The 23,064-nt window shown below is 66.1% G+C and carries 18 protein-coding genes and 2 pseudogenes; 7 read left to right on the top strand and 13 right to left on the bottom strand.

What is annotated here, in order from left to right; all coding sequences use genetic code 11:
* Positions 1–162 precede the first annotated feature (162 nt).
* Both AADR41_RS01960 and AADR41_RS01955 read right to left on the bottom strand, forming a co-directional pair.
* Positions 163–540, bottom strand: coding sequence for a Rid family hydrolase (locus tag AADR41_RS01960; RefSeq protein ID WP_342279613.1), 378 nt, complete (start codon positions 538–540; stop codon positions 163–165).
* Complete coding sequence (locus AADR41_RS01955) at positions 524–1,987, bottom strand: class-III pyridoxal-phosphate-dependent aminotransferase (RefSeq protein WP_342279612.1); 1,464 nt, start codon at positions 1,985–1,987, stop codon at positions 524–526. The genes AADR41_RS01960 and AADR41_RS01955 overlap by 17 nt, the downstream gene beginning before the upstream one ends.
* Before the next feature lie 136 nt (positions 1,988–2,123).
* On the opposite strand from AADR41_RS01955, the gene AADR41_RS01950 reads away from it, so the two are divergent.
* Together AADR41_RS01950 and AADR41_RS01945 are read left to right on the top strand one after the other, a co-directional pair.
* A complete protein-coding gene (locus AADR41_RS01950) occupies positions 2,124–3,758 on the top strand; it encodes an FAD-dependent monooxygenase (RefSeq protein ID WP_342279611.1) in 1,635 nt (544 codons plus the stop codon).
* Complete coding sequence (locus AADR41_RS01945; RefSeq protein ID WP_342279610.1) at positions 3,755–4,495, top strand: TetR/AcrR family transcriptional regulator; 741 nt, start codon at positions 3,755–3,757, stop codon at positions 4,493–4,495. The genes AADR41_RS01950 and AADR41_RS01945 overlap by 4 nt, the downstream gene beginning before the upstream one ends.
* 10 nt (positions 4,496–4,505) lie before the next feature.
* Here the strand turns inward: AADR41_RS01945 and AADR41_RS01940 are convergent, their stop codons facing one another.
* The 3 genes from AADR41_RS01940 to AADR41_RS01930 all read right to left on the bottom strand — a co-directional run bounded on the left by AADR41_RS01940 (position 4,506) and on the right by AADR41_RS01930 (position 7,718).
* Complete coding sequence (locus AADR41_RS01940; protein ID WP_342279609.1) at positions 4,506–5,678, bottom strand: serine hydrolase domain-containing protein; 1,173 nt, start codon at positions 5,676–5,678, stop codon at positions 4,506–4,508.
* 61 nt (positions 5,679–5,739) lie between these two features.
* Positions 5,740–6,144 carry a hypothetical protein gene (locus AADR41_RS01935; protein WP_342279608.1) on the bottom strand — a complete coding sequence of 135 codons (405 nt, stop codon included), beginning with the start codon at positions 6,142–6,144 and terminating at the stop codon, positions 5,740–5,742.
* Positions 6,141–7,718: an AMP-binding protein gene (locus tag AADR41_RS01930; RefSeq protein ID WP_342279607.1), complete on the bottom strand. Its 1,578-nt coding sequence runs from the start codon at positions 7,716–7,718 to the stop codon at positions 6,141–6,143. The genes AADR41_RS01935 and AADR41_RS01930 overlap by 4 nt, the downstream gene beginning before the upstream one ends.
* Before the next feature lie 296 nt (positions 7,719–8,014).
* On the opposite strand from AADR41_RS01930, the gene AADR41_RS01925 reads away from it, so the two are divergent.
* The 4 genes from AADR41_RS01925 (at position 8,015) to AADR41_RS01910 (ending at position 10,874) form a co-directional block, all read left to right on the top strand.
* Positions 8,015–8,764, top strand: coding sequence for a maleate cis-trans isomerase family protein (locus AADR41_RS01925; RefSeq protein ID WP_446750969.1), 750 nt, complete (start codon positions 8,015–8,017; stop codon positions 8,762–8,764).
* A gap of 12 nt (positions 8,765–8,776) precedes the next feature.
* Positions 8,777–9,412 carry a VOC family protein gene (locus AADR41_RS01920; RefSeq protein ID WP_342279605.1) on the top strand — a complete coding sequence of 212 codons (636 nt, stop codon included), beginning with the start codon at positions 8,777–8,779 and terminating at the stop codon, positions 9,410–9,412.
* Entirely contained in the window at positions 9,412–9,657 is a 246-nt protein-coding gene (locus AADR41_RS01915) for a hypothetical protein (protein WP_342279604.1), read from the top strand. Before AADR41_RS01920 ends, AADR41_RS01915 begins: the two co-directional genes overlap by 1 nt.
* Positions 9,658–9,779: 122 nt before the next feature.
* Positions 9,780–10,874 (top strand): hypothetical protein, encoded by a 1,095-nt coding sequence (locus AADR41_RS01910; RefSeq protein ID WP_342279603.1) that lies wholly within the window; start codon positions 9,780–9,782, stop codon positions 10,872–10,874.
* Positions 10,875–11,319: 445 nt separating this feature from the next.
* Here the strand turns inward: AADR41_RS01910 and AADR41_RS01905 are convergent, their stop codons facing one another.
* The gene (locus AADR41_RS01905) at positions 11,320–11,928 is read right to left on the bottom strand and encodes a transposase family protein (RefSeq protein WP_342279602.1); all 609 of its coding nucleotides are present in this window, start codon (positions 11,926–11,928) and stop codon (positions 11,320–11,322) included.
* Between the two features lie 367 nt (positions 11,929–12,295).
* Between AADR41_RS01905 and AADR41_RS01900 the strand changes: the two are divergent.
* A pseudogene (locus tag AADR41_RS01900) lies at positions 12,296–12,517 on the top strand (DinB family protein); the annotation flags it as partial.
* Between the two features lie 52 nt (positions 12,518–12,569).
* On the opposite strand, the gene AADR41_RS01895 reads toward AADR41_RS01900, so the two are convergent.
* From AADR41_RS01895 to AADR41_RS01865, 7 genes and pseudogenes are all read right to left on the bottom strand, one after another.
* Positions 12,570–14,228, bottom strand: coding sequence for a gamma-glutamyltransferase (locus AADR41_RS01895; RefSeq protein WP_342279601.1), 1,659 nt, complete (start codon positions 14,226–14,228; stop codon positions 12,570–12,572).
* A gap of 232 nt (positions 14,229–14,460) precedes the next feature.
* Positions 14,461–15,765 carry an NAD(P)/FAD-dependent oxidoreductase gene (locus tag AADR41_RS01890; protein ID WP_342279600.1) on the bottom strand — a complete coding sequence of 435 codons (1,305 nt, stop codon included), beginning with the start codon at positions 15,763–15,765 and terminating at the stop codon, positions 14,461–14,463.
* Between the two features lie 306 nt (positions 15,766–16,071).
* Entirely contained in the window at positions 16,072–17,319 is a 1,248-nt protein-coding gene (locus tag AADR41_RS01885; RefSeq protein WP_342279599.1) for a helix-turn-helix domain-containing protein, read from the bottom strand.
* Between the two features lie 427 nt (positions 17,320–17,746).
* A pseudogene (locus tag AADR41_RS01880) lies at positions 17,747–18,537 on the bottom strand (zinc-binding dehydrogenase).
* Positions 18,538–18,554: 17 nt separating this feature from the next.
* Positions 18,555–18,989: a hypothetical protein gene (locus AADR41_RS01875; protein ID WP_342279598.1), complete on the bottom strand. Its 435-nt coding sequence runs from the start codon at positions 18,987–18,989 to the stop codon at positions 18,555–18,557.
* Positions 18,990–19,078: 89 nt separating this feature from the next.
* Positions 19,079–21,079, bottom strand: a complete 2,001-nt coding sequence (locus AADR41_RS01870; RefSeq protein WP_342279597.1) for a S9 family peptidase — start codon at positions 21,077–21,079, stop codon at positions 19,079–19,081.
* Positions 21,080–21,339: 260 nt separating this feature from the next.
* Positions 21,340–23,025, bottom strand: coding sequence for an alpha/beta hydrolase family protein (locus AADR41_RS01865; protein WP_342279596.1), 1,686 nt, complete (start codon positions 23,023–23,025; stop codon positions 21,340–21,342).
* Positions 23,026–23,064: the final 39 nt, after the last annotated feature.

Genomic DNA, 23,064 nt, shown 5'->3' with positions numbered 1-23,064 from the left:
ACCTCCGCCTTGCGCCGCACCGGACACCGCGAGCCACCGGCAAACCCTTCCGGCCACCGCACCAGTCGCTCACATACACCGCGATGACGGTGCCTACGCTCGCTGCCGACCGGGCCACCACCCAGTGGGGCCCGGAGGCGGTCTTCCTCTGGTTCGCTTCGGCTACTGGTTGGTCGCCTCACGACGGTCGACAGCTGTTGCCTCGACCTCGATCTGTAGTTCCGGCAATGCCAGTGAATGGACCCGGACCATCGTCGCCGCCGGCCGGATGTCGGCGAATGTCTCCTTGAAGGCGGCGGCCACGGCCGCCCAGTCAGCCTCGGGCGCAAGGAAGATCCGCGTCTGCACGACGTCGGAGATGGTCATCGCCACCGTGCCGAGTATCCGGTCAACACCGGCAAAGGCCGCGCGCGCCTGCTCGTAGGTATCGGCTCCGCCGACCATCCGGCCGGCCTCGTCCATCGCGACCACCCCGGAGACCCACGCATGCAGGCCGACCCGTACCACCGGCGAGTACCCGCGGTCAGTGCCCCTGGCCATCAACTGCCTCCGTAGGCTGCGCATCGAGCTCGCCCAGTGCCTCATCCAGCACGTCCAGCCCGAAATCGAGTTCTTCCCTGGTGATTGTCAGCGGTGGACCGAGATGCATGCTGTTCGGCAGGAACGGGAACAGCAGGACGCCACGCTTGACGCATTCCTCGGTGAGAAACTCCGACGGCTTGAACGTATCGCCGTCGGCCGTCACGTCATACCAACGGTCGGTCGGCGTCCACGGCCGCCCCGTGGCAGGGTCGACGAAGTTGAGTATCCAGGCGAGCCCGCTGCCCTCGAAGTTGTCGAAACTCGGGTGTCTGGACATCATTTCGGTCAGTCGGCCGCGCACATGCTCGCCGAGTTCCGCCGCGTGCGTCACCAAGTCTTCCTCGATCACTGTCTCCAGCGTCGCCGCAACCGCGGCAACCGACAGTGGGTGTCCATGGAAACTTCCCGCCGCGGTCCAGATCCCGGTGTCGAAGTAGTCGGAGATCTTGCGACTGATGATGCAGGCGCCAACCGGGGCCGCCGAACTCGACAGCCCCTTGCCGGCCACGACGATGTCCGGCGTTACCCCGTAGTGCTGGAAGGCCCACCATTTTCCGGTCCTGCCGACCCCGGCGACGACCTCGTCGTCGATCCACACAATGCCGAGGCGCTCGGTCATCTCCCGGATCTGGGCCGGATACTCCGGGGGCACCATGTACGCGCCGGCCGCGTTGTAGAGCTCGGTGATGAAGCCGGCGACGTTGTGGACACCCACCGATCGAATGGTCCGTTCAGTCTCCCGGACGCAGGCCAAGGTGTTGTTCGCGTCCTTGCAGTGTCCGGGAGTCTTGCCGAGCGGACAGTCTGCACAGAACGGTGCCGGGGCGATGGGCGCATGCTGCACAACCACATTGCGCACCCGCCCCTCCGGCAGGTCGAAGTAGTCTCCCCGATTGATGGTCGAGGTCGACACCGCCGCAGCACCCTCGGTCCAGCCGTGGTGTGCGAGTTGCCGGGTGACCACCACCTGGCGTCCGGTATATATCCGCGCCATCATCAGGGCCGTCTCCACGGCCTCGGTTCCGCTGGCGACGAACCGTACCCGTCCGGCCCAGTCCGAGCCTTCCATCGTGTCCTCGACAAGCAGCTTTGCCGCGCGCCCCTTGCCTTCGTGCGCGAAGAGATCAACGCAGTACCCGAGGTCGTCGACGGCCTTGTGCAGGGCCGCGCGCACTCTGGGGTGACTGTGACCGACTCCCATGGACATGTATTGGCCATGGAGATCAAGAAGTTCAGTGCCATCGGCCAGAGTCAGCCATGAACCGGCTGCGCCCACCGCGGTGCCGAGTGCCTCGCCGCCCGGCGGACGATGCACATGCATCGCGAACCTGCTGTCCCAATCGGCAGCCTGTGCGATGCGTTCGGCGTCATCGCCGGATGGAGCCGCCTCTACGGGCGTGGTCATAACGCCTCCTTAGCGTGACTTCAACTTCAATTATTGGACTCGCACGTCAAACCAGTCAACCGATTCCGGGTTTGACTTTTCGACGCTCGCGTCGAAAAATTGACTCATACGACGCTACGACTGACAGGGGCGCATCGTGAAACTCAGCCGGATCGCGATCCTCGGCGGCGGACCGGGTGGACTGTTCGCAGGTCGACTGCTCAAGTTGCGGTATCCGAAGGCAGTGATCGACGTCTACGAGCAAAGCCCGCCCGACTACACTTTCGGGTTCGGTGTCGGGCTGCCCGCCGGCGCGCAACGGAACCTTCGCGCCGTCGACGCTGCCACAGTCGCCGCCATCGAGGCCGTAGGCCGATGTCACGACGCGGCGATGCACATCGGTTCGCGCACAGTCCGATTCGCTGACTTCAGCACGATTGCGATCGCCCGCACCGAGCTGCTCCGGGTTTTGCGGGGGCAGGCCGAGGAGGTCGGCGTGCGGGTGCATTTCGGCGACCGGATATCAGTCGATCAGCTCGATGCCGAGCTGATCATCGCCGCGGACGGCGTGAACAGTGCCACCCGCGAACGGTTTTCGTCCGCGTTCGGCGCCCACGTGAAAACCAGTGCCGGACTCTATCTTTGGTGTGGCACCGAGTTTGCGCTCGATCACGCGATGTTCGCACCCTGCTCAACCGCCGACGGCACCTTCGTCACCCACGCGTACCCCTACGCCGAAGATGCGAGCACCTTTCTCATCGAAACCGACGAAACAACCTGGCGCAGAGCAGGATTCAACGCCCACATCGAGTTCAGCGACCCGGCCGCAAGTGACGAGAAGTCCCTGACCCACCTGCAGTCGGCCTTCTCCGAGATCCTCGACGGCCGGCGCTTGGTCGGCAACCGGACTCGCTGGCTGAGGTTCCGGACGGTGCGTTGCCGCACATGGCATCACCGGAACATCGTGCTCCTCGGCGACGCCGCACACACCGCACACTATTCGATCGGTTCCGGCACCAAGCTGGCCATGGAGGATGCGATCGAGCTCGACCGCAGCCTGGCGGACGCCGAGTCGCTCACCGAGGCGCTGGAGACCTACGCGGCCCGGCGTCACACCGCGGTAACCGGTCTGCAGGACGTGGCCCGTAGAAGCGAACTGTGGTGGGAGACCTTCCCGCAGCGCATCGAGATGCCGATCGAGCAGCTGATGGTCGCGTACATGACCCGCGCAGGGAAGGTGCCGCTGGACCGCTTCCTCGAAACGACACCCGCGATCGCCCGTCGCGGGTTGGCACAGTACGCAGGCGCCCGGATCGACGACGTCCCCACCGGCTCCCCTGCCGAATGGGTCCTCGACCGTCCATTGCACCATCCGCTGCTGGAATCGCCGACCCGGTGGTACGCGTGCGGGTCAGATCATGGCGACGTGGATGGATCACACGTCATCGACGGACGGGACATCACCGACGCAGAAGCAGTTGCGGCGCTGGCACTCCAGGTACGTTCCGGTGCACTGTGGGCCGACGATCGATCCGAACACGTCGAGCGTGCCGCCTTGAGCGACCGAGACGTGGTCTGGCTCCATGGCTCGGATGAGCGTGATGATGTGCTGGACCGGCTTGAAGTAGGAGACGACATCCGGCGTCGGACGACGAAGGTCGTAGCCGTCAGCGCACCCGGCACCTTGCGCGCCGACCTGGCAGCGGCGCTGGCGAGCGGGCGGATCGACATCGCGATCGAAACAGGTGGTCGTGGTGACGGGCCGTTCGTTGCGCGTAGGATACGACGATGACCGCAGACGGCACCGATGCCCCGGTTCACGGCAAGCGGGGCCAACGGGGCGGAGCACGCAGCAACCCCCGTCGCGCGCTCGTGGAGAGTCAGATCTTCGAGCACGCGATCGCACTGTTCTCCGAGCGCGGATTCACCGCAACCACCCTGCGGGACATCGCGGAGGCGACCGGGCTCACCCGCCCGGCCCTCTATCACTACGTCAGCAGCAAGGAAGACCTGCTCGCCAAGCTCGTCGACCAGGACGCCGGCGGGGTCGCCGACCAACTGCACGAGATCCGCATGGACACCAGCCGTAGCGCGGTGGAACGCCTGCACGCCATGGTCTACAGCAGCGCACGGAGGCTGGCGCGGGACCCCGCACGCTTCCGGCTGCTGCTCCGCTCCGAAGGGGAACTGCCCCAGGACATCTCCCGCGCCTACGACAAGGGACGGCGACGGGTGCTGCTCGAGTTCACCGCGGTGATCCAGGACGGCATCACTGCGGGCCAGATCCGGCCCGTCGACGCCCGCACCGCCGCGCTCGGCCTTATCGGGATGACCAACTGGATCGCCTGGTGGCACAACCCCGGTCAGAAATCCGGCGAAGACGAGATCGCCGCACAGTTCGCCGACATGGCCGTGCGATCGCTTGCGCTCGCGACCGAACGGGGCGAGTCCGCCGGCAGCCCCGAACGCGCGATCGCGTTGCTCCGCCAGGACCTGGATCTGCTGGAGAACCTACTGAAGGACGACTGACGCGCCCGCCTCAGCTACCGGAGGCGGCATCGAACAGGAGTTGCAGCATTTGGCCACGCGGGTCGGCATCGATCGCGACCTCGGTATTGCACACGATCGCAGCTCCCACGCCCCGCTTGGTATCGAACATGACATAGGTGGCAGTGCCCAGGTCGCTGCCTGCGTGTTGCCAGATCCCGTCCGCATCACCCCGCAGCCGGTGCCACGCGTACCCCTGCGAGACGAATGGCAATGGTGCCTCCGACTTCGCCAGGATCTCGGCCGGCACACGACCGGTGAGCGCCTCGGCCGCAACACTGCCCGGCAGCACCGACCTACCGTCGATCGTGCCCGATCCCAGCCATAGCCTGGCCCACCGCGCGAGGTCGGTCGAGTTCGACCACAGCCCACCCGCAGGCGCGAGACAGGTGGTGTACGGCGCGTATTCGGCATGGCCGGTGAAATCTTCCGGGATGCTCTGCGGAATCAGATTGCGGTAGTCGAGCCACATACCGGTCTTGACGCCGTCGGCGTACCAGGCATGCGCCCGCGCCCGGTGATTCCTGGGGATGCGATCCCGGTCGAAGTCGGACTGGTTCATGCCGGCCGGCCGTAGGACATGGTCGCGACAGTAGTCCGCGAAGTATCGGCCGGTCACCGCTTGCACGATATGGCCGGCAAGGTCGAATCCGATGTCGGAGTACAGGTGAGCCTGTCCCGGCACTGTTTTCGCGAAGTTCTGCTCGGGATCATAGATCCAGCCGCGGGGTGCAGGGGTGAGGAAGTCATGGAGCCATCGCCCCAACTCCGCCGGATCGGGTGCGCCACCGGTGCGATATGTGTACCCGTACGGGCCCGGCTCGGGCCCGCTGGTCAGTGGTGTCAGGTGCGTCAGCAGGTGGCGCACGGTGATCGGGACCCGTGGATGATGCGGGCTACGAACAGCTTGTGGCCCGTAGATCTTGCTCTGCCGGAGAACGTCATTGACATCACTGTCGAGGCTCAGTCGCCCTTGTGCGACCAGCTGCAGCACCGCGGTTGCGGTCACCGTCTTGCTCACGGACCCGATGTTCAGGGTGCTGCGCGTGGTCATCGGCCGCCCGGCCCGCGCGGTACCCCATGCATCGGCGTACATTGTCCGGTCTCGCGATACCACCGAAACACTGCAACCCAGAACCTTTTTGGAGTCGGTCAGCTGCTTCAACTCCTTCTTGAGGGGAGCCGGCAGCGGCGGAACATCCCCTCCGTGGCTCGGGTGGCCACCGTCACCTGTCGTCGAATACGCTGTCGCGCTCCCTGTGACCACCGCCGCTGCCGCTGCCGCCGCGGAGGCGCCGATGAGGAATTGTCTCCTGCTTCCCTGTACCACTTGTATCTCCGATCACTTGGTCGGTGCAGCGCGAATTGGCGCGGCACGAATGCGATGAGGTGCCCGGTTCCCGACGCCGGATTCCGGCCTTGACGGGGACGGCCCGGGACTGCGCGATCAGTTCGTCGGCCCGGTCGGGTACCGCCTCCACCTCGGCCGTACTCCGCTCGGTGATCACGTCGAGCAGATGGAAGTCGCCGTGCACCGGCGAGGTCTCGCGTTGCAGCAGCCCGATCCCGCGCGACGCTCCGGTGACCACCGCGACCCGGCCGGACAGATCACAACGATTGTCGAGGTTCATTTTTGGTCACCGTCCGCAGCCTGCTCGTCGGCTTCGGTCACAAGAGTGGCGGCGATGCGCTCACGCAGCAGCTTCTTGTCGGTCTTTCCAACATGTGTTTGCGGCAGGGACTCGACACACTCAATGCGCTCGGGCCATTTGAATTTTGCCACGCTGAGACCGTCGAAATGTTGCTGCACCTCAGGCAGTGACACCCCGTCGCACGCGGGCACCACGAAAGCACAGGTTCGCTCGCCCAGACGCGGATCCGGCATCGCAACGACCGCGACCCGTGCGACCGCTGGATGACGCAACAACAGCAGCTCGATCTCTTCGGCATTGATCTTCTCGCCACCTCTGTTGATGACGTCTTTGATCCGTCCCTCGATGGCCAGGTAGCGGATCCCGTCGACCGAATCGACCCTCGCCAAGTCACCGGTCCGGTAGAAGCCGTCGTCGGTGAAGGCGCAGGCGTTGTGGTCGGCGGCATCGAAGTACCCGGGAATCGTGTACGGCCCGCGGCAGGTGAGTTCGCCGACCTGTCCGTCGGGAACCTCCTCCCCCGACACCACATCCACAATCCGGACCTCGTCCTCGGCCGCGAGTACCGATCCGACGTAGTTCCTACGGACCTGTTCCGGCGCATCGGGATCCGTTGCCGCGCAAAGCCCTTCCGCCATTCCGAACAATTGCCCGACCCGTGCCCCGAGTTGCTGTACCTTGTCGAACACCTCGCGCGGAACCTTCGCACCGGACAGCACGACCGTCCGTAGCGATCGCGACAGCTCCATATAGTCAGGGCGTTCCGGCCACGCGAACGATGCCGGACCGAACAGCGCGTCGTCGACCTGCTCCCGGGCCATGAACGCCAGGGCGGCGCCGGTTTCCAGAGGCGGCAATACCAGCCGTGCGCCGACCGCGTGCACCCCGTGGAGACCGCAGAGCACTCCCGCATTGTGGACCAGTGGTGCCAGGTAAGCGACGCGGGCGGTCTCGGTACGGCCCAGTCTGCGGGCGTAGAGCAGCGCATTGTTCCAGTACTCGGCGTGCAGGCGCGGAATCACCTTGGGCACACCGGTGGTTCCGCCCGACAGTTGGATCACCGCGACATCGGTGGGCGACAGTTGCTTCTGAATCTCCTGGACCTGGTCCCGAGCGGAGGCCGGATCGAGCCCGGCCCCCAAGTCCTCGACGCGGCTCACCCCCGGTGCCACGCGGGTTCCGATCGTGACGACCCGCCGCATCGTCGGGTGATCCGCCGCCTGTTCCTGCGCGAACTCGACCAGATCGAACTTCGGCAGATCCGCGTCGACGAGATGCGTAGTGGCGCCGACCTTCCGGCTGATGTATCCGATCTCGTGGCCGCGATGCGAGGCCAGGGTGGCCACGGGGATGGCCCCGGCCTTGAGGAAGGCGTACCACGCGAGCACGCACGCCAGCCGATTGGTGACCTGAAAGATCACCGGATCGCGCGGCCGGACCCCGAGTTGGATCAAACCGGCGGCGATGAGGTCCGTCCGGCGATCGAGTTCGGCATAGGTGGTGGCGCCGTCCTCGTCCACCACAGCGATCCGGTCCGGGAATCTCGTGGCCACCTCGTGGAATCGGACGGCGGTCGGGACATCGCTCCAGACGCCCGACCGTCGGTACCGATCGGCGCGAGCCAACGGGTACGGGACAAGGCGGTCACCCCCGGGGGGCAGTTCCACTCTGTGTTCCTCCTCTGACGAGCGCCGCGTTCTCATACAGCGTGATTGACGTTGACGTTCAATATCTGACGACCGAGTCGGTCTCGTCAAGGGTCGCGCAGGCCGGCACAGGGATCACCGCTTGACACTCTGTCGCACGCGTCGAATACTCAACAGTGACGTCAAATAGAGGTGGTATTGGGATGATGCACCGCATCGGGCTGGTGGTCCCCAGCTCAAACGTGACCGTGGAGAACGAGATCCCGGCCTTGCTGTCACGGCACTCATCCGGCGAGTTCACGTTTCACGCCAGCCGCATGAGGATGCACACCGTGTCCCCCGAACAGCTCGCCGCGATGAATGCACAGCGGGAGCGGTGCGTGATGGAGATCGCCGACGCCGCACCCGACGCGATCCTCTACGCCTGCCTCATCGCATTGATGGCGGGCGGTCCGGGCGAGCATCGCCGGGTGGAGGGTCTCATCGGGGAACAGCTCGCCACTGGCGGCTCCGGTGCGCTGATCCGGTCGAGTGCCGGGGCCCTGGTCGAGGCGTTGCAGGCATCCGGATCGACCCGGATCGCCGTCGTCACGCCCTACATGCGTCCGCTGGCCGAGATGGTCATGGACTATCTGCGGGCCGAGGGCTTCGACATTGTCGACTGGTGTGCTCTGGAGGTAGCCGACAACGCCGAGGTCGGATGCATACCAGGCAACCGCGTCCTCCAAGCGGCCCGGTCGCTTGATCTTTCGGCCGCCGACTCCCTCGTCATCTCCGCCTGTGTACAGATGCCGTCGTTGTCGATCATCGACCAGGCCGAGTCCGAGTTCGGCATTCCCGTGCTGTCCGCCGCTACTGCCGGGGCATTCAGCATCCTGCGCGGTCTCGGACTGCCCCCGGAGATCCCCGGGGCCGGCCAGTTGCTCGCTGCACAACCGTCCACCATCTCCTGAAGGGCTCCCACCATGACAACCAAGAGCCATCTCGCCGACGGTGTCGATCACGTGGCCTACCCGACATTCGATCCCACCGCCACCGTGCACTTCTATCGTGATGTACTCGGATTCCCTGTGGTGCACTCGATCTGCGCCGCGGGCTGGGGACCGGAGAAGCACCCGGACTTCATCCATTTCTTCTTCGATATCGGCAAGGGCGACCGGCTGGCGTTCTTCTACTACTTCGGCCTCGAGCCGTTCGATCAGGGTGCCCGCGGGGACGCTTACACCACCCACGGCAACGATGTCCCGCTCTACTTCGTACGGTCCCGGCACCTGGCCATTCACGTCGCCGGCGACGAGGAGCTCACCGAGTACCAGCGTCGCCTGGACGCGAGTGAATGGCCGTGCGAGCTCCGCCTGCAGCACGAAACCATCGAGTCGATCTACACCCACGACCCGAACGGCTATCTGATCGAGTTCACTCGGGCTCTGCGCCCGGTGACGCCGCAGGAGGACCTGGACGCGAACCTCACCATCGACGCGTTGCTGGACGTGATCGCGCGGGGGGAGCCCAACATGGCCGCTCTGCTCACCCGCAAGGCCGAACTGATCGTGGAACAGGCGCCACTGTGGACCAGGAAGCGGGAGGAGGTCAGCCAGTAATGAGCGCGCTCCTCATCCTCGACGTCCCCGAAAACGTCGCCGTGGTGGAAACGGCGATCGCCTCGGGCAATGTCCGCACCGAACGGATCGGACCCTACATCGCACTGATTTCCGACAGGGACATCACCATCGACCGGCGCACCACCGGATGCCGGCACGCCGTGTGGTACTCCTGCATCGCCGGGACCCTCCATTCCCGTATCACCCAGTGGGATTCGAATGCCCTGGTCGCGGTGGTCCGATGACCGGGCGGCGGACAGCCCTGCCGCCATCGGGACCGGGCACTCCTCTGCCCGGCCACACCCGGACGACGGTCCATCGGCTACGGACCGACGACGGCGCTCAGGTAACGGGGCTGCTGCACACCGTGCCCGGCGCGAAGACCGTTGTCTGCCTCGCCCATCCGCGACAGGATCTGACCCACCACCCCATCGTGGCCGAACTTCTCGGTCACCATCATGCGGTATGGACCCAGGGCACCCGCTCGGTGAACAACGACATAGCCCTCGTTCACGAGCAGGCGCTCCTGGATATCGCGGCCGGGCAGAAGTTCCTGCGGATGTCGGGTTTCGAGCACGTCGTCACCTTGGGCCACTCCGGGGGTGGCACATTGTTCGCCTACTACCAGGAACAGGCCGCGCGTACACCGGACGAGCGTGAATCATCGACACCGAGTGGTCGACCGACTCGGCTGGCGGCCGCGACGATGCCCGTGCCGGACGCCACCGTCTTCCTTGCACCGCACCCCGGGCAGGGGGCGTTGCTGATGAAGATGATTGACCCGTCGGTCGCCGACGAGACCGACCCGATGTCCGCCGTTCCGGAACTGGATCCGTATCACCCCGACAACGGATTCGCCACGCCTCCACAGGATTCCGCGTTCTCCGCGGAGTTCGTCGCCCGATACCGGCAGGCCCAGCGCGATCGGGTGGCGCGCATCGACAACCGGGCGCGCGAACTCGTCGCGGAGGCCGACCGGTATCGGGCAGTCACGGATGACATCATCAGCCGACGGCGCGCCCTGGCGCCCCGCCTGCTGATCGTGTACCGGACCGATGCCGATCTGGCCTGCGTCGACCCGACCCTGGATCCGAACGATCGTCCCTACGGTTCGCTTTTCGGTCCGCGTCCGGACCTGACCAACTACGGGCTCACCGGGTTCGGGCGAATTACCACCGCCGACGCCTGGCTGTCCACCTGGTCCGGGCTGAGTACCAACGCCGATTTCGTCCGATGTGCACCTGGCGTCCGGACACCGACCCTGTTCATCGAACTGAGCGGCGACCAGGCCTGCACCCCCCAGGAGGCCGGCACGATGTTCAACGCCCTCGGCGCCGCCGACAAACAACATCTGCGACTGCGGGGCACGCACTTCGGTGCGGCCCTGACCCCCGGTGAACCCACCGGAATCGCCCGGGCGGCCCAGGCGATCGACAGCTGGCTGTCGGATCGGTTCGGCTGAGCCGTCCGGATCATCCGGGCGGTTCCGGGCACGTGGCGCCCAGGAAGGTGAAGGGTGGCATGTCTGCGATCAGGGATGACAGGGAGAGGAACGAGACGGTGCGATCGCCTGTTCGATGGCAGAGGGATGCGGGGAAGGTGGCGGATGGAGAGCAAGGTGACGAACGGAGCGGTTGTCCGGCCGGCGCGGGTACTGATCGCGGCTGACAAGTTCAAGAAACCGCCGGCCTGGGCTTCGCACGACGGACGATTCGCCCACGGCGCTATCACCCCGCAGAATGACCAGTCCCGTGCCCTCGACGCCCGCCATCGCCCGTGCGGCGCTACTGGCCACCACCTATATGTGCTGGTCGTCGCCGGGTGTTGCCCGACGGTGGCATCGGCTTCGAGGTGAGGTCACCGCCGGGCGTACGTACAGGGTGGCAGGCCGCACTGACAGTACTGGCTCAAGGTCGGCGGAACTTGCCTACTGTGACTGGCCGAAATAGTTGCCGCTTGGGCGCGACACCTGTCACTGAGCATCTGGGAGCCCGATATCGATAGCAACGCTGCGGGAACTCCTTGGCCAGACCCTGGTGGCCGCAGTCGACCTCGGCGTGCACATCGTGGTGGAGGCGGAACTGTTCGGCGATGCCCTCGGTACGCACAGCGGTCTGGTCGTGCATGCGGCCCGGGCGGACGTCGCCGGAGAACAGGGTGCGGCCCTGGTGGTCGCTGCATGTGGTGGTCTTCGTCGTGTTCTGCTTCTTCTTGCCCGCGACGAAGGCTTTGCGTCCGGAGCGACCCGCGCGCGGGCGTCGGACCTGGACTTCCGTGCCGTCGAGCCGGATGTCGACGCCTTCGGCATCTGCGTAGGCGAACAGGTCGTCCAGGGTGCGGATGCGCAGACCGGGGCGGTCGGGGATGGCGAAGCCCCGCGCGGCGAGCAAGGGTCTGACCTCGCGGATCGCGGCGGAGACGGTGGAGCGGTCCGCCCCGTGCAGCTCGGCCAGGGCGGCATGTGGCAGCCCGAGCCGCAGGTGGACCAGGGTGGCCGCGAGCCGGTCGGTGAACACCAGGCGCGGCTTGCGTCCAGCACCCTCTCCGCTTGCGGGGGCCGCCCCTCATCACGTGCAGGGCGACGCGCGGGCCGCCGCCCAGGGCGGGGCGAGTTCTTCGAGCAACTCCCCGAAATGTGCGCGGGAGACCGCGGACAGGGCAGGATGGTTGCAGGCCGTACGGGCCCAGGTCAGCTTCACAACGCACCCAACCCGTACGGCCCTTCCTCTGGCACGGCCTGACCTGACCTGCTCGCATTCGCCCGCGACGCTCGCGAAAATTCATTTCACGCGCGACCTGCTGCTCGCTACACCGTGAAACTCTGATGCACCACACCAGGCGACGTGATGGCTGCCCTTCAAGGCAGCGCGCGAGTATCGAACGATGAACAATCCCCGCCGTGAGCTACTGCGCTGGCAGTTCGACATGACCTGTGCACTGTTCACATGCCACCTGGAGCGGCTCGCGCCCGAGGACTTCCTGTGGGAGCCCACTGACCTGACTTGGACAGTGCGCCCGGACACCGCCGGAAACTGGCTGCCGGACTGGGCCGACACCGAGCCCGAACCCGTTCCCACCATCGGCTGGGTGAGCCGGCACATCGGCTGATGGTGGAGCACTGCCATCGCTCACGGACCGGCCCCGCTCACTGCACACCTCAGTAGGCGACGGCTGCGCTGTTGTTGCGGTTGTGCGAACCGGCGCTCAGGCGCCCCGTTGCCGGGTCGCGTTCGATGGCCACCCAGAGGCCCTCGCCGGCCATCAGTGCGTGCTCCCCGTCCACCTCTTGCCAGGCCAGGCCCGTCCCTTCCAGCACGGCGTGATCGAAACGGCCTGCCGGGACGGTGACAGTGGCTTCCCCGGTCCGGGGGTCGAAGGACGGTACGTAGAAGTCCGGTGTATTGATGGCTTCCTGGACTGTCATCCCGAAGCAGGTGTAATTCAACAGGGCTTGGAAGGTTCGCTGGTGGAGTCCTGCCCCCATCGAGGCGAAGCCCAGCACAGGTTCGCCGTCCTTGAAGAGGACGCCGGTCTCGGTCGGCGCCGGAAGCCGTTCACCGGGCCGTGTTTGGGCGACCAGCGGCTGCTGGAAGGAGGCCGGATCACCGATGGAGATGCCGTCGACGTTGATCGCGGTCTTGCCCCACAGGACGCTGTTGATCGAATGAGTGACGGAAGCGATGTTGCCCTCGGCGTCGATCGCGACCACATCGTCGGAGTGCATGGGCGAAGTGCGCTTCCAGTTGGAGACCCCGGATCCGTTTGCGATGTGGGCCCAGAGCTTCTCCGCGTGCGCCAGGGTCACTCGTGCCTCGGGTGAGAAATCGATGCCCGGATAGAGGTCGGCCAGGCCCTCGGGCGGGAGGAACATAAGCGCCATCAGCTGTGAGACGTCCAGGGCTGTGCACAGTGCGGCAGACGACTTGGTCCAGTGCGCGCCCTTGGCGAGGCCGGCGACACGCGCGAGATTCTGGGCCTCGATCATTGCCACACCGCCGCTGTTCGGCCAGGGCGCCGTCGCAATGGAGTAGCCGTCGCCGATGTCGGCGGTCAGCGCATCCGCCCAGATCACCTCATAGTCCTTGAGGTCTTGGAGCGTCATCCTGCCGCCGTCGGCCTGGACGGCCTTCACCAGGCGCTCGCCCCACTCGCCCCCGTACATGTATCCGGCACCCTCGGCTGCGATACGGCGCAAGGTCGCAGCGAGCTTCGGCTGGAGCAGTGTTTCGCCCTCGCGGTAGCGGGAGCCGTCAGGCTTGAGCAGGGCTTCTCGTGTCTCCGGCAGCCGAGCCAGGTCGTCGTGGCGTTGCTCGTAACACCAGGCGACGCTGTCATTCACCGGTGTGCCGGTCTCGGCGAGCTCGATGGCCGGCTGGAAGAGAGCCGCGAAGGGCAGCCTGCCAAAACGTGTGTGCGCGGCCTCGACTCCCTTCATGAAGCCTCCGACGAGTGCCGTCCGGCCGCTGGGCTCCTTACCGAGCGGCAATGTGCCGGGCGCGAAATCCACGGCACCCGGGATGCTCATCGGGTCGGTCTCCGCGGCGACGGTGTTCCACTCCGCGTTCATGGTGGTCACACGGCCCGTCCTCGCCTCGAAGTACACGAGCGACATGATGCCGAAGTAGCTGATCGGAGCACCCGCTGTCAGGGCGACCTGAGTCAGAGCCGTGGTCATCGCCGCGTCGATGGCACCACCGCCTTGCTTGAGTGCCTCAAGCCCGGCCCGTGCCGCGTAGGCACCGTAGGAGACGGTGACGGCGCCGTTGCTGCCGTCGGCAGCGCCGGCCGTGGTACGGGTCGCGCACTGTTGTGCCATGTACTGATCTCGCTCACCCGGTGCCCAGCTTGAGGACGTGAGATCGACGACGGCTTCGCTCGGTTCCTGGGTATCCACAGACGGAATCCCTTTCCATGGGGGGTGCATTCTCGCGGTGACCGGTCACTCGGATGCTAAGCCGGTGCAGGCAGTGCGGGCACTCTCCGGTTGTCGAGCATATTTGTGATTCAAGTCGACAAGCTGAGGAACTCTCCCGGTCGAGCGTGACAAATCAGCCCATCACGCTGAAGCTGCTGTTCGGGTTGATGTCGCGCAGGCGGCTGTAGTGCGAGAGATCAACCTTGTGACCCGTGCGCGGAAGCTGGATGTGGACGGGGTCGATGTCATGATCGTGGCCGTTCTCGCAGGCGTGGATGATTGCGGCGAGAAACCCCCCGACGACCGGTGCGTTCTTGAACTGGTTGCCGCTGGTGCCGATGGCGACGTAGTAGCCGGGCAGTTCGGTCTTGTCGTAGATCGGGATCCAGTCGTCGGACACGTCGTAGACGCCGGCGAGCCCGCGGGGAGTACCGGGTACGGGCAGGGTGGGTATGCGGCGGGCTGCCCTGAACGTCTGGGCGTCGTAGACCGCCTTGGTGGGGTTGATCTTGTACGTGTCGGGGTCGGCGAGCCACTGCAGTTCGTCACACTCCGGCTCGGTGCCGCCGATGATGAGGCCGCCGCTGGGAGTCCCACGGAAGTAGGTGCCGAGGTCGACGTCGGCGACAAGGGGGCCCGCACCGTTGTCGCTGTACCCCTCGGGGGCCCGGAGCTCATGGACCTCCTGTCGCAGAGGGCGGGTGGAGACGCGGAAGGACTCGCCCACGCCGGCAAGGGAGTTGATGGCCCCCGAGTGCGGGCCGGCGACATTGACGACGACCGGTGCCGAGAGTGATGTGCCGTCGGCGAGCGTGACCCCGGTGACGTGGTCCGTCCTGCTGACGGCAGTGACTGCGGAACGGAAGCGGAATCGGGCGCCGTGACGCTCCGCGGCCACCATCAGGTTGTGGGCGGCGAGTTGAGGGTCGTCGACAAAGCCGCTGTCAGGGGTCCAGTAGGCGGTCAGCCTGCCGTTGGCATCGTCCCAGAAGGCCTCGTCCGTAATGGCCCTGGGCGGGTAGTAGCGGCCGGGATCGAGCAGTGGCATCCGTGCCTGGAGCGTCTCCTCGTCCCATTCCTCGTACGGCACACCGACCTGGTCGAACAGTGACAGGACGGCGCTCCGGTCCTGATTGGGGGTGTCGAGCGTCAGGCCGCCCGTCGTGACGAAGCGCGCAAGGCCTGCGTCATCGACTCCCCCGAGGTGATCAGCCCAGTTGTCCCAGGCCTGCTTCGCCTCCCACGCGCTCGCCACTCCGGCCCATGTGGAGTAGTTGAAGCGCACGACGGCAGACGACGCGCTGGTCGACCCACTGCCCGCTGCCGGCCCACGGTCGACCACGCAGACCTGTCTTCCGTCAGCGGCGAGGGCATATGCGATGGAGCAGCCAACTACGCCGGCTCCGATGACTACGGCGTCGAATGACTCATCGGGCATGGAGATACCTCCTGGAGAATGGCTTTTGTACGCGGAATGAGATGCCCAGACCGTATGAAACGGCTATTCACAGGGTTTGAGGTGTGTTTGCATTCAATGGAAACTGACGAGCTTGAGCCTAGAAACAGAAGATTCTTACTACTACGTACAGGTGTTGATGTTTCGGCGGAGTGAACGTGACAAGCGTCGTGTCGGGCCGTCTCGCGGCCGGAGTGCCGAGGCGAACAGAGCCGCTTCGGCCTTCCGGCATCCCTCCACGAAGGGCACGACACAGCGCCTCGAAGCGGTACCTAATGCCGCAGCATGTCAAAAGCGGGTCAGGCGGGCCAGCTTCAAGCCGAGGTGCAACGTCAGCCGGTCGAGCCCGTCGCGCAGGTCCAGCCCGGAGACTTCCTCGATCCGGCTGATGCGCTGGTACAGGGTGGTCCGGTGCACATGCAGGGCATCGGCAGCACGCTGTGCATCGCCTGCGAGATCGAGATAGACCTCTGCGGTCGTCATCAAGGCCTCAGCGTTGCGGCTGCGCGCCAGCCGAAGCATGGGAACGGGATACGAGGTCGACTTCAGTTCATGCGGGGAAATCTGAGCCAAGAGCGCGTATGCGCCAAGTGATTCCCATAACAGGACGGATCCGAGACCGGGCAGGAATTCGGCTGCCCGTGCAGCCACCAGTGCCTGTTCGTAGGAGACGGCAGCCTTTCGCAGACCATTCTGGGCAAGGCCGACGCCGACGACCGCATGCTGTCCGGTCAGGCGAGTGAAGTCATCGACAATACGTCCGCACACGTCGGTGATGTGCTGGTCACTCCACTTGCGGCGGCCCGCGAGCAGGAGCACTGCCCGGCGTCGCTGAAGTGACGTCAGTACTTCCATTTCGAGGTACGGACCGGCTGCCTGCCGGACGACCTGTCCCAGTGCGACCTCGGCCTCATCCGCCATGACGCCGACATCGGCGGGGCCGCTGTCACCTTCGGTGCGCACGACCTGCACGGCGACCACGGTGACGGATGACGTGTCCCGCAGCACACCTTCGTCCTTGAGGTCGGCCTCGGCCCTGGAGCGCGCCACCGGGTCGGCCGCCAACAGCTCGCGCAGCAAGGCGTCGTGCAAGGACTGTCTGCGCTCGGAGTGAAGGTTTCGCCGGTACATCATCAGAGCGATCGCTTCGGTCACGGCAGAGGCATCGGCGATCTGCTCGTCGGTGAGACTGTTGTCCCCGTCGATCAACCACAGGTAGCCCAGGAGCAGCTGTGCGTACCGGATCGGGAAGCAGACCCGGGACTTCGATCCGTATTGAGGCATCGGCGCGATTCGCGTCGGTCCTTCGGCACGGTCGATTCCCGTGGCCAGAATGGTCTCCGCGATGGCACCGTCTACCTCCCGGCCCAGAACCGACTGGATGCGCACGGAGTCCTCGTCACCGTAGTGCTTGCTGGCAACGATCAGATGGATGGCACGGTCGTCGAGCGCCACGGACCGCTGGAGCCGATCGGCCAGACTGTCGACGATCTCCTGCAGTCCGTCCACGTGCATATCGCTCTCCCACTGCTGCATAGGAACACCGTCCTCTCATTAGCCCCTGCTTGCCTGAAGGCAGGCGGTGCCACTCCAAAGGCTGTCCCGTAGTCCGTGGCGGACGCGCGACGAAGGCTGGGATGCTTCGCCGCGTTGTTGGATCGCCCGCATGCGTCCAGTACGCGGCGTCCTTCCGCCTTGCGATGCCCCACGTCCGACGCCGTGCGCTGATCCGCCAGGGACTACGGGACAGCCCTCGGGCGAAGCACACGTGTGAAACCCGGCCACCCGCAGGACATATGAATGGCCACGGCACGCGTCCCGCCGACGCAGGGCCGACGGGCTCCCGGCAGATGCTGCCACCTGCCTCAATCGACAGCGTGCGCCGGTCACTGAGACGCGCGTCCGGCCGTCGATGGAGCGCTTCCGCCCACAGCAGGAGCCGGTGGTCGAGGCGGAGGAGCCGTCACAGCACCACCACCGAGCGCAGGCATCTCCGCCGTGCATCCGCTCGAACGCGCTCTCCACTTCGTCGAGCTGGATGGTTTCGGTGACGAACGTGTCCAGATCCGAACGCCTCTGCAGGTACAGGTCGATGAGCATGGGGAAGTCGCGGGAGGGCAGGCAGTCGCCGTACCAGGACGACTTCAGAGCTCCACCGCTCCCGAAGACGTCCAGCAGGGGCAGCTTCAGCTGCATCTCCGGTGTCGGCACGCCTACGAGCACGACTGTGCCGGCCAGGTCGCGGGCGTAGAAGGCCTGCTCGTAGGTCTCTGGGCGTCCGACCGCCTCGATGACGACGTCGACGCCCAGGCCGCCGGTCAGTTCCCTGATCGCTTCGACCGGGTCGCTCTTGCTGGAGTCGACCGTGTGCGTGGCGCCGATCGAATGCGCCGTCCGCGGCTTCCTCTCGTCGATGTCCACAGCGATGATCTTCGCGGCACCCGACAGGCGAGGGCCGGCGATGGCAGCGTTGCCGACACCGCCGCAGCCGATGACGGCCACCGAGTCGCCCGGAGCTACCTCGGTGACGCCGGGGCCGACTGCCTCGACCACGCCGGCCGCCTCGTGGCCGAGCAGGAACGGGAAGTCTTCGTTGATGCCGCCCTGCTGGTAATGCAGATCGGTGTGGCACACTCCGCAGGCCTGGACCTCCACCAGCGCTTCGCCCGGTCCGGGGTCGGGCACGAGGATCGTCTCGACGCGGACCGGTTCGCCCTTGCCCTGTGCGATCACGCCATGGACTTCATATGCCATGCCGGTGTTCCTCTTCCTCAAAGGTCACGGGCCCTGAAGTGCCACGTGAGTGCAACGAAGTCATACCGGCCGTACTCGGCGCCCTGTTTGGTCCGCCCGTAGACGCGCTTGTGGGTGGAGTCGAGATCGATGAACGCCTTCTCTCCGGAGCCGGACAGCAGTGGAGTGCGCGCGGCCAGCGCGACCAGGAATCTGCGGTGCACAGCGTGGAGTTGGAGGGCGTTACCGTGGGTGAACGCCCGAAGGAAGGCGCCCAGCATGGACGGGGCGCGGATACCACCGAACAAGGCCGGCATCGCCCCGTGCCGCAGCACGTGGAGGCCGTCGATGCTGTCCGCGCCCGCCGCCATGCCGGCCACAACGCTGCTGATCTCGGCGTCCGCCGCAGCCCCGAGCCATTTGTCGTCCTGGTCGGCTTCACCTTCCGCGTCACCAGGTCCGGCAGCCCACACCGTTCGGAGAACTCCTGTTTTCCCAACTCAGAGCGCAACTCCACTTTCATTTCCAGGCACTGGACGAACCATTACCCGGTGGATCGAAGCTAAGGCAGGGGCGGGGAAGCCACGGCACCCATGTGGCGCTCGAACCACTCCAGCAGACGTGCGCAGTAGTCAGTGACAGCCGGGAAGTTGCGCACGCCGTGCCCCTCCCCGGGGTAGGTCACCAATACCGACTCGACATCGTTCTCCACGAGCGCCTGATGAAACGCCAGGGCCTGGCTGGCAGGCGTGCACTTGTCGAGTGCTCCGGCCACTTGCAGTGTGGGTGTGCGCACTTGGGCGGCGAATCGTACGGGACTGCGTTCGACATAGCGGCCGTTGAGCGCCTGGGGTTCGTCCATGAGGAGCATCTGATCGAAATACGGAATGTTGGACGTGTGGTGCTGGGTGTACCACTCGGTGACGGGAGCAATCGGGGCTGCGGCAGCGAACCGCTGGTCCTGGGTGATGAGCCAGGCCGACATGAAGCCCCCGTAGGAGCCTCCGAAGACGCCGATCCGATCCGGGTCGGCAAGCTTCTGGTCCACGAGCGAGTCGATGCCGCTGAGCACGTCGTGCATGTCCGCGCCGCCCATGTCCCCGAATACGGCCTCGGCGAAGGCCTGGCCGCGGCCGCCGCTGCCTCGTGGGTTGGGGTGCAGGACGGCGTAGCCATGACTGACCAGCAAGGGAGTGATGGGGAATCCCATGGACCAGGCATTTTGCCAGGCCCACACGGGGCCGCCATGCAGATGCACCACCAGCGGGTGTGGGCCCGGACCTTCAGGGGTGCAGAGCAAGCCCTGGATGCGCAGTCCATCGGGGGCGGTCCAGTCTACGGACCGGACCGTGCCGGCGATTCCTTTCAGGTAGGTGGTTCCGGGATGCGCCAGCTCGGCCACGGTGGACAGCGAGCCCCCGTTGAGAATTACCAACTCCGGATAGCGATCGTAGCTGTGCAGGACACCCGCGTCGCCGACGGCAGAGAAGGACAGCTCCGGGTAGCGGTCCCCGAGCGTCTCCGTACTGACCCACGCTTCGATCGCCTTCGCCGCCCCAGCGTCATTGACGTGGCAGCGGCCTGCGACAGTTTCGAGCCCACGTACGGCGGCGTAGCCGAGCTCGCCCTCACTCACCCAGCCCAGGTGGGTCACGTCCGCCCCGTGCGTGTCGACGCGCTCCACTCCGTCGACTCCTGCCCCGGCGGCCGCGGTGGACACCAGTATGAGGTCGCCGGCGACGACCTGACGGTCCGAGCAGAGTGCCTCGACGAAGGCGACGGTCCGCCCCGACGGCGACGCCGCGGGAATCCCCAGCTGCTTGTCACTGGTGTACAGCACAGTCTCCTCGCCGCTGCCCACCTTGATCAGTCTCAGGTCGGCGGAGTACCAGGCTTCCTCTCCCGGCGCGGGACTCGTGACGCAGACGAGGTCATCAGGTCCCGCCCAAGCGGCTTCCCACACGTTCGTCGATTCCGCGCTCACCCGGCGTGCCGCACCCGATGCGGGTGAGACGACCCACACCGAACGCCATCCATGTGTCTGCGCGCCGCCCCGCAGAACCTCGGGCTTCCAGGGCTCGGTGCTCCCGCCGGGGACGGCCGTCGTCCCTGACCCCTGTCCGCCGGCGAGATCTGCTCCGTAGGCGGCCACCTGAACGAGGACGGCGCGCCCGTCCGGCCCCCAGGCCAGCGACTCCACACACCCGTCCACCTGTGCCTGGGCGACCGGCTCCAGAGTGACGGCATCGACTACTCGTAGCTGGAAGTCGCCTTCGGCATCTCCGTCCGACAGATAGGCGAGCAGCGTTCCATCCGGAGAAAAGCGCGGCAGCCGCTGGCTGCCGGCCCCGCTGGTGAGGAGACGCACCGCTCCGGCCTCCGCCAGGCACACCCGTGTGGGTGCCGTGCCCGCCAGCTCGGTCATGAGCGATCCTGTGAACACAACCGCCGTTCCTTCGGGATGTATGTGCGGATCGGCGGCGGCGCTGACTTTGCCGAATGCCGGCTCGTGCAGGCGCCGGAAGTGATCATCTACCTCGGTGAAGTGGTCCGCTGTCATCATGCTCTCCCATGACTGGTTCCTGCGCCGGTGCTCGGCGCCCGTCCTTGCGGCTGCGCTACCAAGTTTCGGAGGGCAGGATCCGCTCGCACATCGGACACGTGTCGACCTTCTCCCCGTGCTGCCCCGACACGTGTCGATCCCCGCGCTCCGAACGGGAGCTTCTTGCGCGGCGAAGGGCTGTCCCGTAATCCCACGCCCATCAGTGGTTACGGGGCAGCCCTGAGGGATTCCGCCACGGTGGGGCATGGCTGCCGGGCGTCTCAGATGGTTGTGACAGGGGGCATCTGGGCGTGGAGGAAGTCGAGCATTCTGGTGAGGAGGTCCGTGTGGGCCGCCGGGGTTTCGATGTGGTGGCCTTCGGTCGGATAGACGACGAGAGAGCTGGGCGCGCCGTGTTGAGTGAGAGCGTGGTGGAATTCGATCGCCTGGGTGGGCGGGGTACAACGGTCGTTTCCACCGGTGATGTTCAGAACTGGGGTGGTGACGCGGTCGGCGAAGAAAACCGGGCTGCGAGTGAAGAAATTTCCGGTCGGGTCGGTGACTGACGCGCCGAGAAAGGCTTCGTCGAAGTCGGGGATGTTCGAGGTGAAATGCTGGCTGAACCAGTTGGTCACCGGTGCCATGGGGATTGCTGCCGCGATCCGATTGTCCTGGGTGACGAGCCAGGAGGACATGTAGCCGCCGTAGCTGCGGCCGGCGACGGCGACGCGGGCTGGATCGACGAAGCCTCGGGCAGCGAGCGCGTCGATGCCGCTGATGAAGTCCTGGGTGTCGGCGCCGCCCATGTCACCCAGAACGTGGGCGGCGAAGGCCTGTCCGCGGCCCCCACTGCCGCGGGGGTTCGCATGCAGGACGGCGTAACCCTGGGATGCGAACAGGGGAGTCCAGTTGTAGATCATGTGCCAGGAGGGCCGGTAGGCAGCGACCGGGCCACCGTGGATGAGCACGATGAGGGGGTGCGGGCCCTGGCCGTCGGGGGTGACGAGAACCCCTTCGATCTCGAGCCCGTCCGGCGCCTTCCATGAGGCGACCGTCGCGGTTCCGCCGACCTTGCGCAGGTATTTGGTGCCGGCGTGAGCGGTGGTCACCAGTGTGGTTTCACCGGAGGGCGTGACGACAACCAGGGTAGGCGGCTCGCCGTAGCCGTGCATGGCGGCAACGAAGGAACCTTTGCCCGAGGGGAAGGGGGCGGCGCTGGGATACCAGGTGCCGGCAGTCCGATGCCTGGAGGACCAGGTCTCCTGCCACGTGCCGGACACATCGATCTCACCGATGACGGTCTCCATACGGCGTTGGCCTGCGGCCAGGAGTGTGGAGTCGTCACGCCATGACAGGGAGGTGATGTCCACTCCGCCGGTGTGGACGGTGGTGATCTCGCCGGTGTCGAGGTCCAGGAGTCTGGCGTTGCCCGCGATGACACCTCGATCGCTGCAGATCGCTTCGACGTAGGCGATCCGCTGCCCGTCGGTTGATGAGGTCAGCAGCCCGAGTTGTGACGAGGACGTCGCGACTTCGACGGGAGGCTCGTCCGGGCTCGGGAAGGTGACGATGCGGGCCCGGTACCACGCGCTCTCCCCCGGGACGTCGGAGGCGATCGCCACGACGCCGCGGCGGCACCAGTCCGCTTCCCAGACGCTGTGGTTGGCGGCCGAGATCCGGGAGATGCCGTCGTCGGCGGCGTTGAGAACCCACGCGTGGCGCCAGCCGCCGTTCGTGTCGGGTCCTTCGGTGTAGGGCCGCGTGGTGGGCGTGGCGCTGTAGCAGCCTGAGCCGTCGGCTCCGGAACGGTCGGCGTCCGCTTGGGCCAGGCCCACGAGAATCTGCAAAGTGCCTGGCTGAAAGCGCAGGTATTCGACGTAGCCGGGCAGGTGGTGTGTGCGGCGGGCCCGGGTGGCGAGGGTGGTGACTGTGACGCCGGACGGACCGTCGATGTAGGCAAGGTGCAATCCGTCGGTGGACCAGGCAGGTCCTCTGGTGCCTCCGAT

This window comes from Streptomyces sp. CLV115 (assembly GCF_038448545.1).
Classification (GTDB): domain Bacteria; phylum Actinomycetota; class Actinomycetes; order Streptomycetales; family Streptomycetaceae; genus Streptomyces; species Streptomyces sanglieri.
The sequence above is the reverse complement of the archived record's forward strand: the minus strand, read 5'-3'. Positions and strand labels throughout refer to the sequence as shown.

Coding starts and splice junctions, on each gene's coding strand:
- AADR41_RS01960 (WP_342279613.1), bottom strand. CDS start 540: ATGGCCAGGGGCACTGACCGCGGGTACTCGCCGGTGGTACGGGTCGGC.
- AADR41_RS01955 (WP_342279612.1), bottom strand. CDS start 1,987: ATGACCACGCCCGTAGAGGCGGCTCCATCCGGCGATGACGCCGAACGC.
- AADR41_RS01945 (WP_342279610.1), top strand. CDS start 3,755: ATGACCGCAGACGGCACCGATGCCCCGGTTCACGGCAAGCGGGGCCAA.
- AADR41_RS01935 (WP_342279608.1), bottom strand. CDS start 6,144: ATGAACCTCGACAATCGTTGTGATCTGTCCGGCCGGGTCGCGGTGGTC.
- AADR41_RS01925 (WP_446750969.1), top strand. CDS start 8,015: ATGATGCACCGCATCGGGCTGGTGGTCCCCAGCTCAAACGTGACCGTG.
- AADR41_RS01920 (WP_342279605.1), top strand. CDS start 8,777: ATGACAACCAAGAGCCATCTCGCCGACGGTGTCGATCACGTGGCCTAC.
- AADR41_RS01915 (WP_342279604.1), top strand. CDS start 9,412: ATGAGCGCGCTCCTCATCCTCGACGTCCCCGAAAACGTCGCCGTGGTG.
- AADR41_RS01895 (WP_342279601.1), bottom strand. CDS start 14,228: ATGGCACAACAGTGCGCGACCCGTACCACGGCCGGCGCTGCCGACGGC.
- AADR41_RS01890 (WP_342279600.1), bottom strand. CDS start 15,765: ATGCCCGATGAGTCATTCGACGCCGTAGTCATCGGAGCCGGCGTAGTT.
- AADR41_RS01885 (WP_342279599.1), bottom strand. CDS start 17,319: ATGCAGCAGTGGGAGAGCGATATGCACGTGGACGGACTGCAGGAGATC.
- AADR41_RS01870 (WP_342279597.1), bottom strand. CDS start 21,079: ATGATGACAGCGGACCACTTCACCGAGGTAGATGATCACTTCCGGCGC.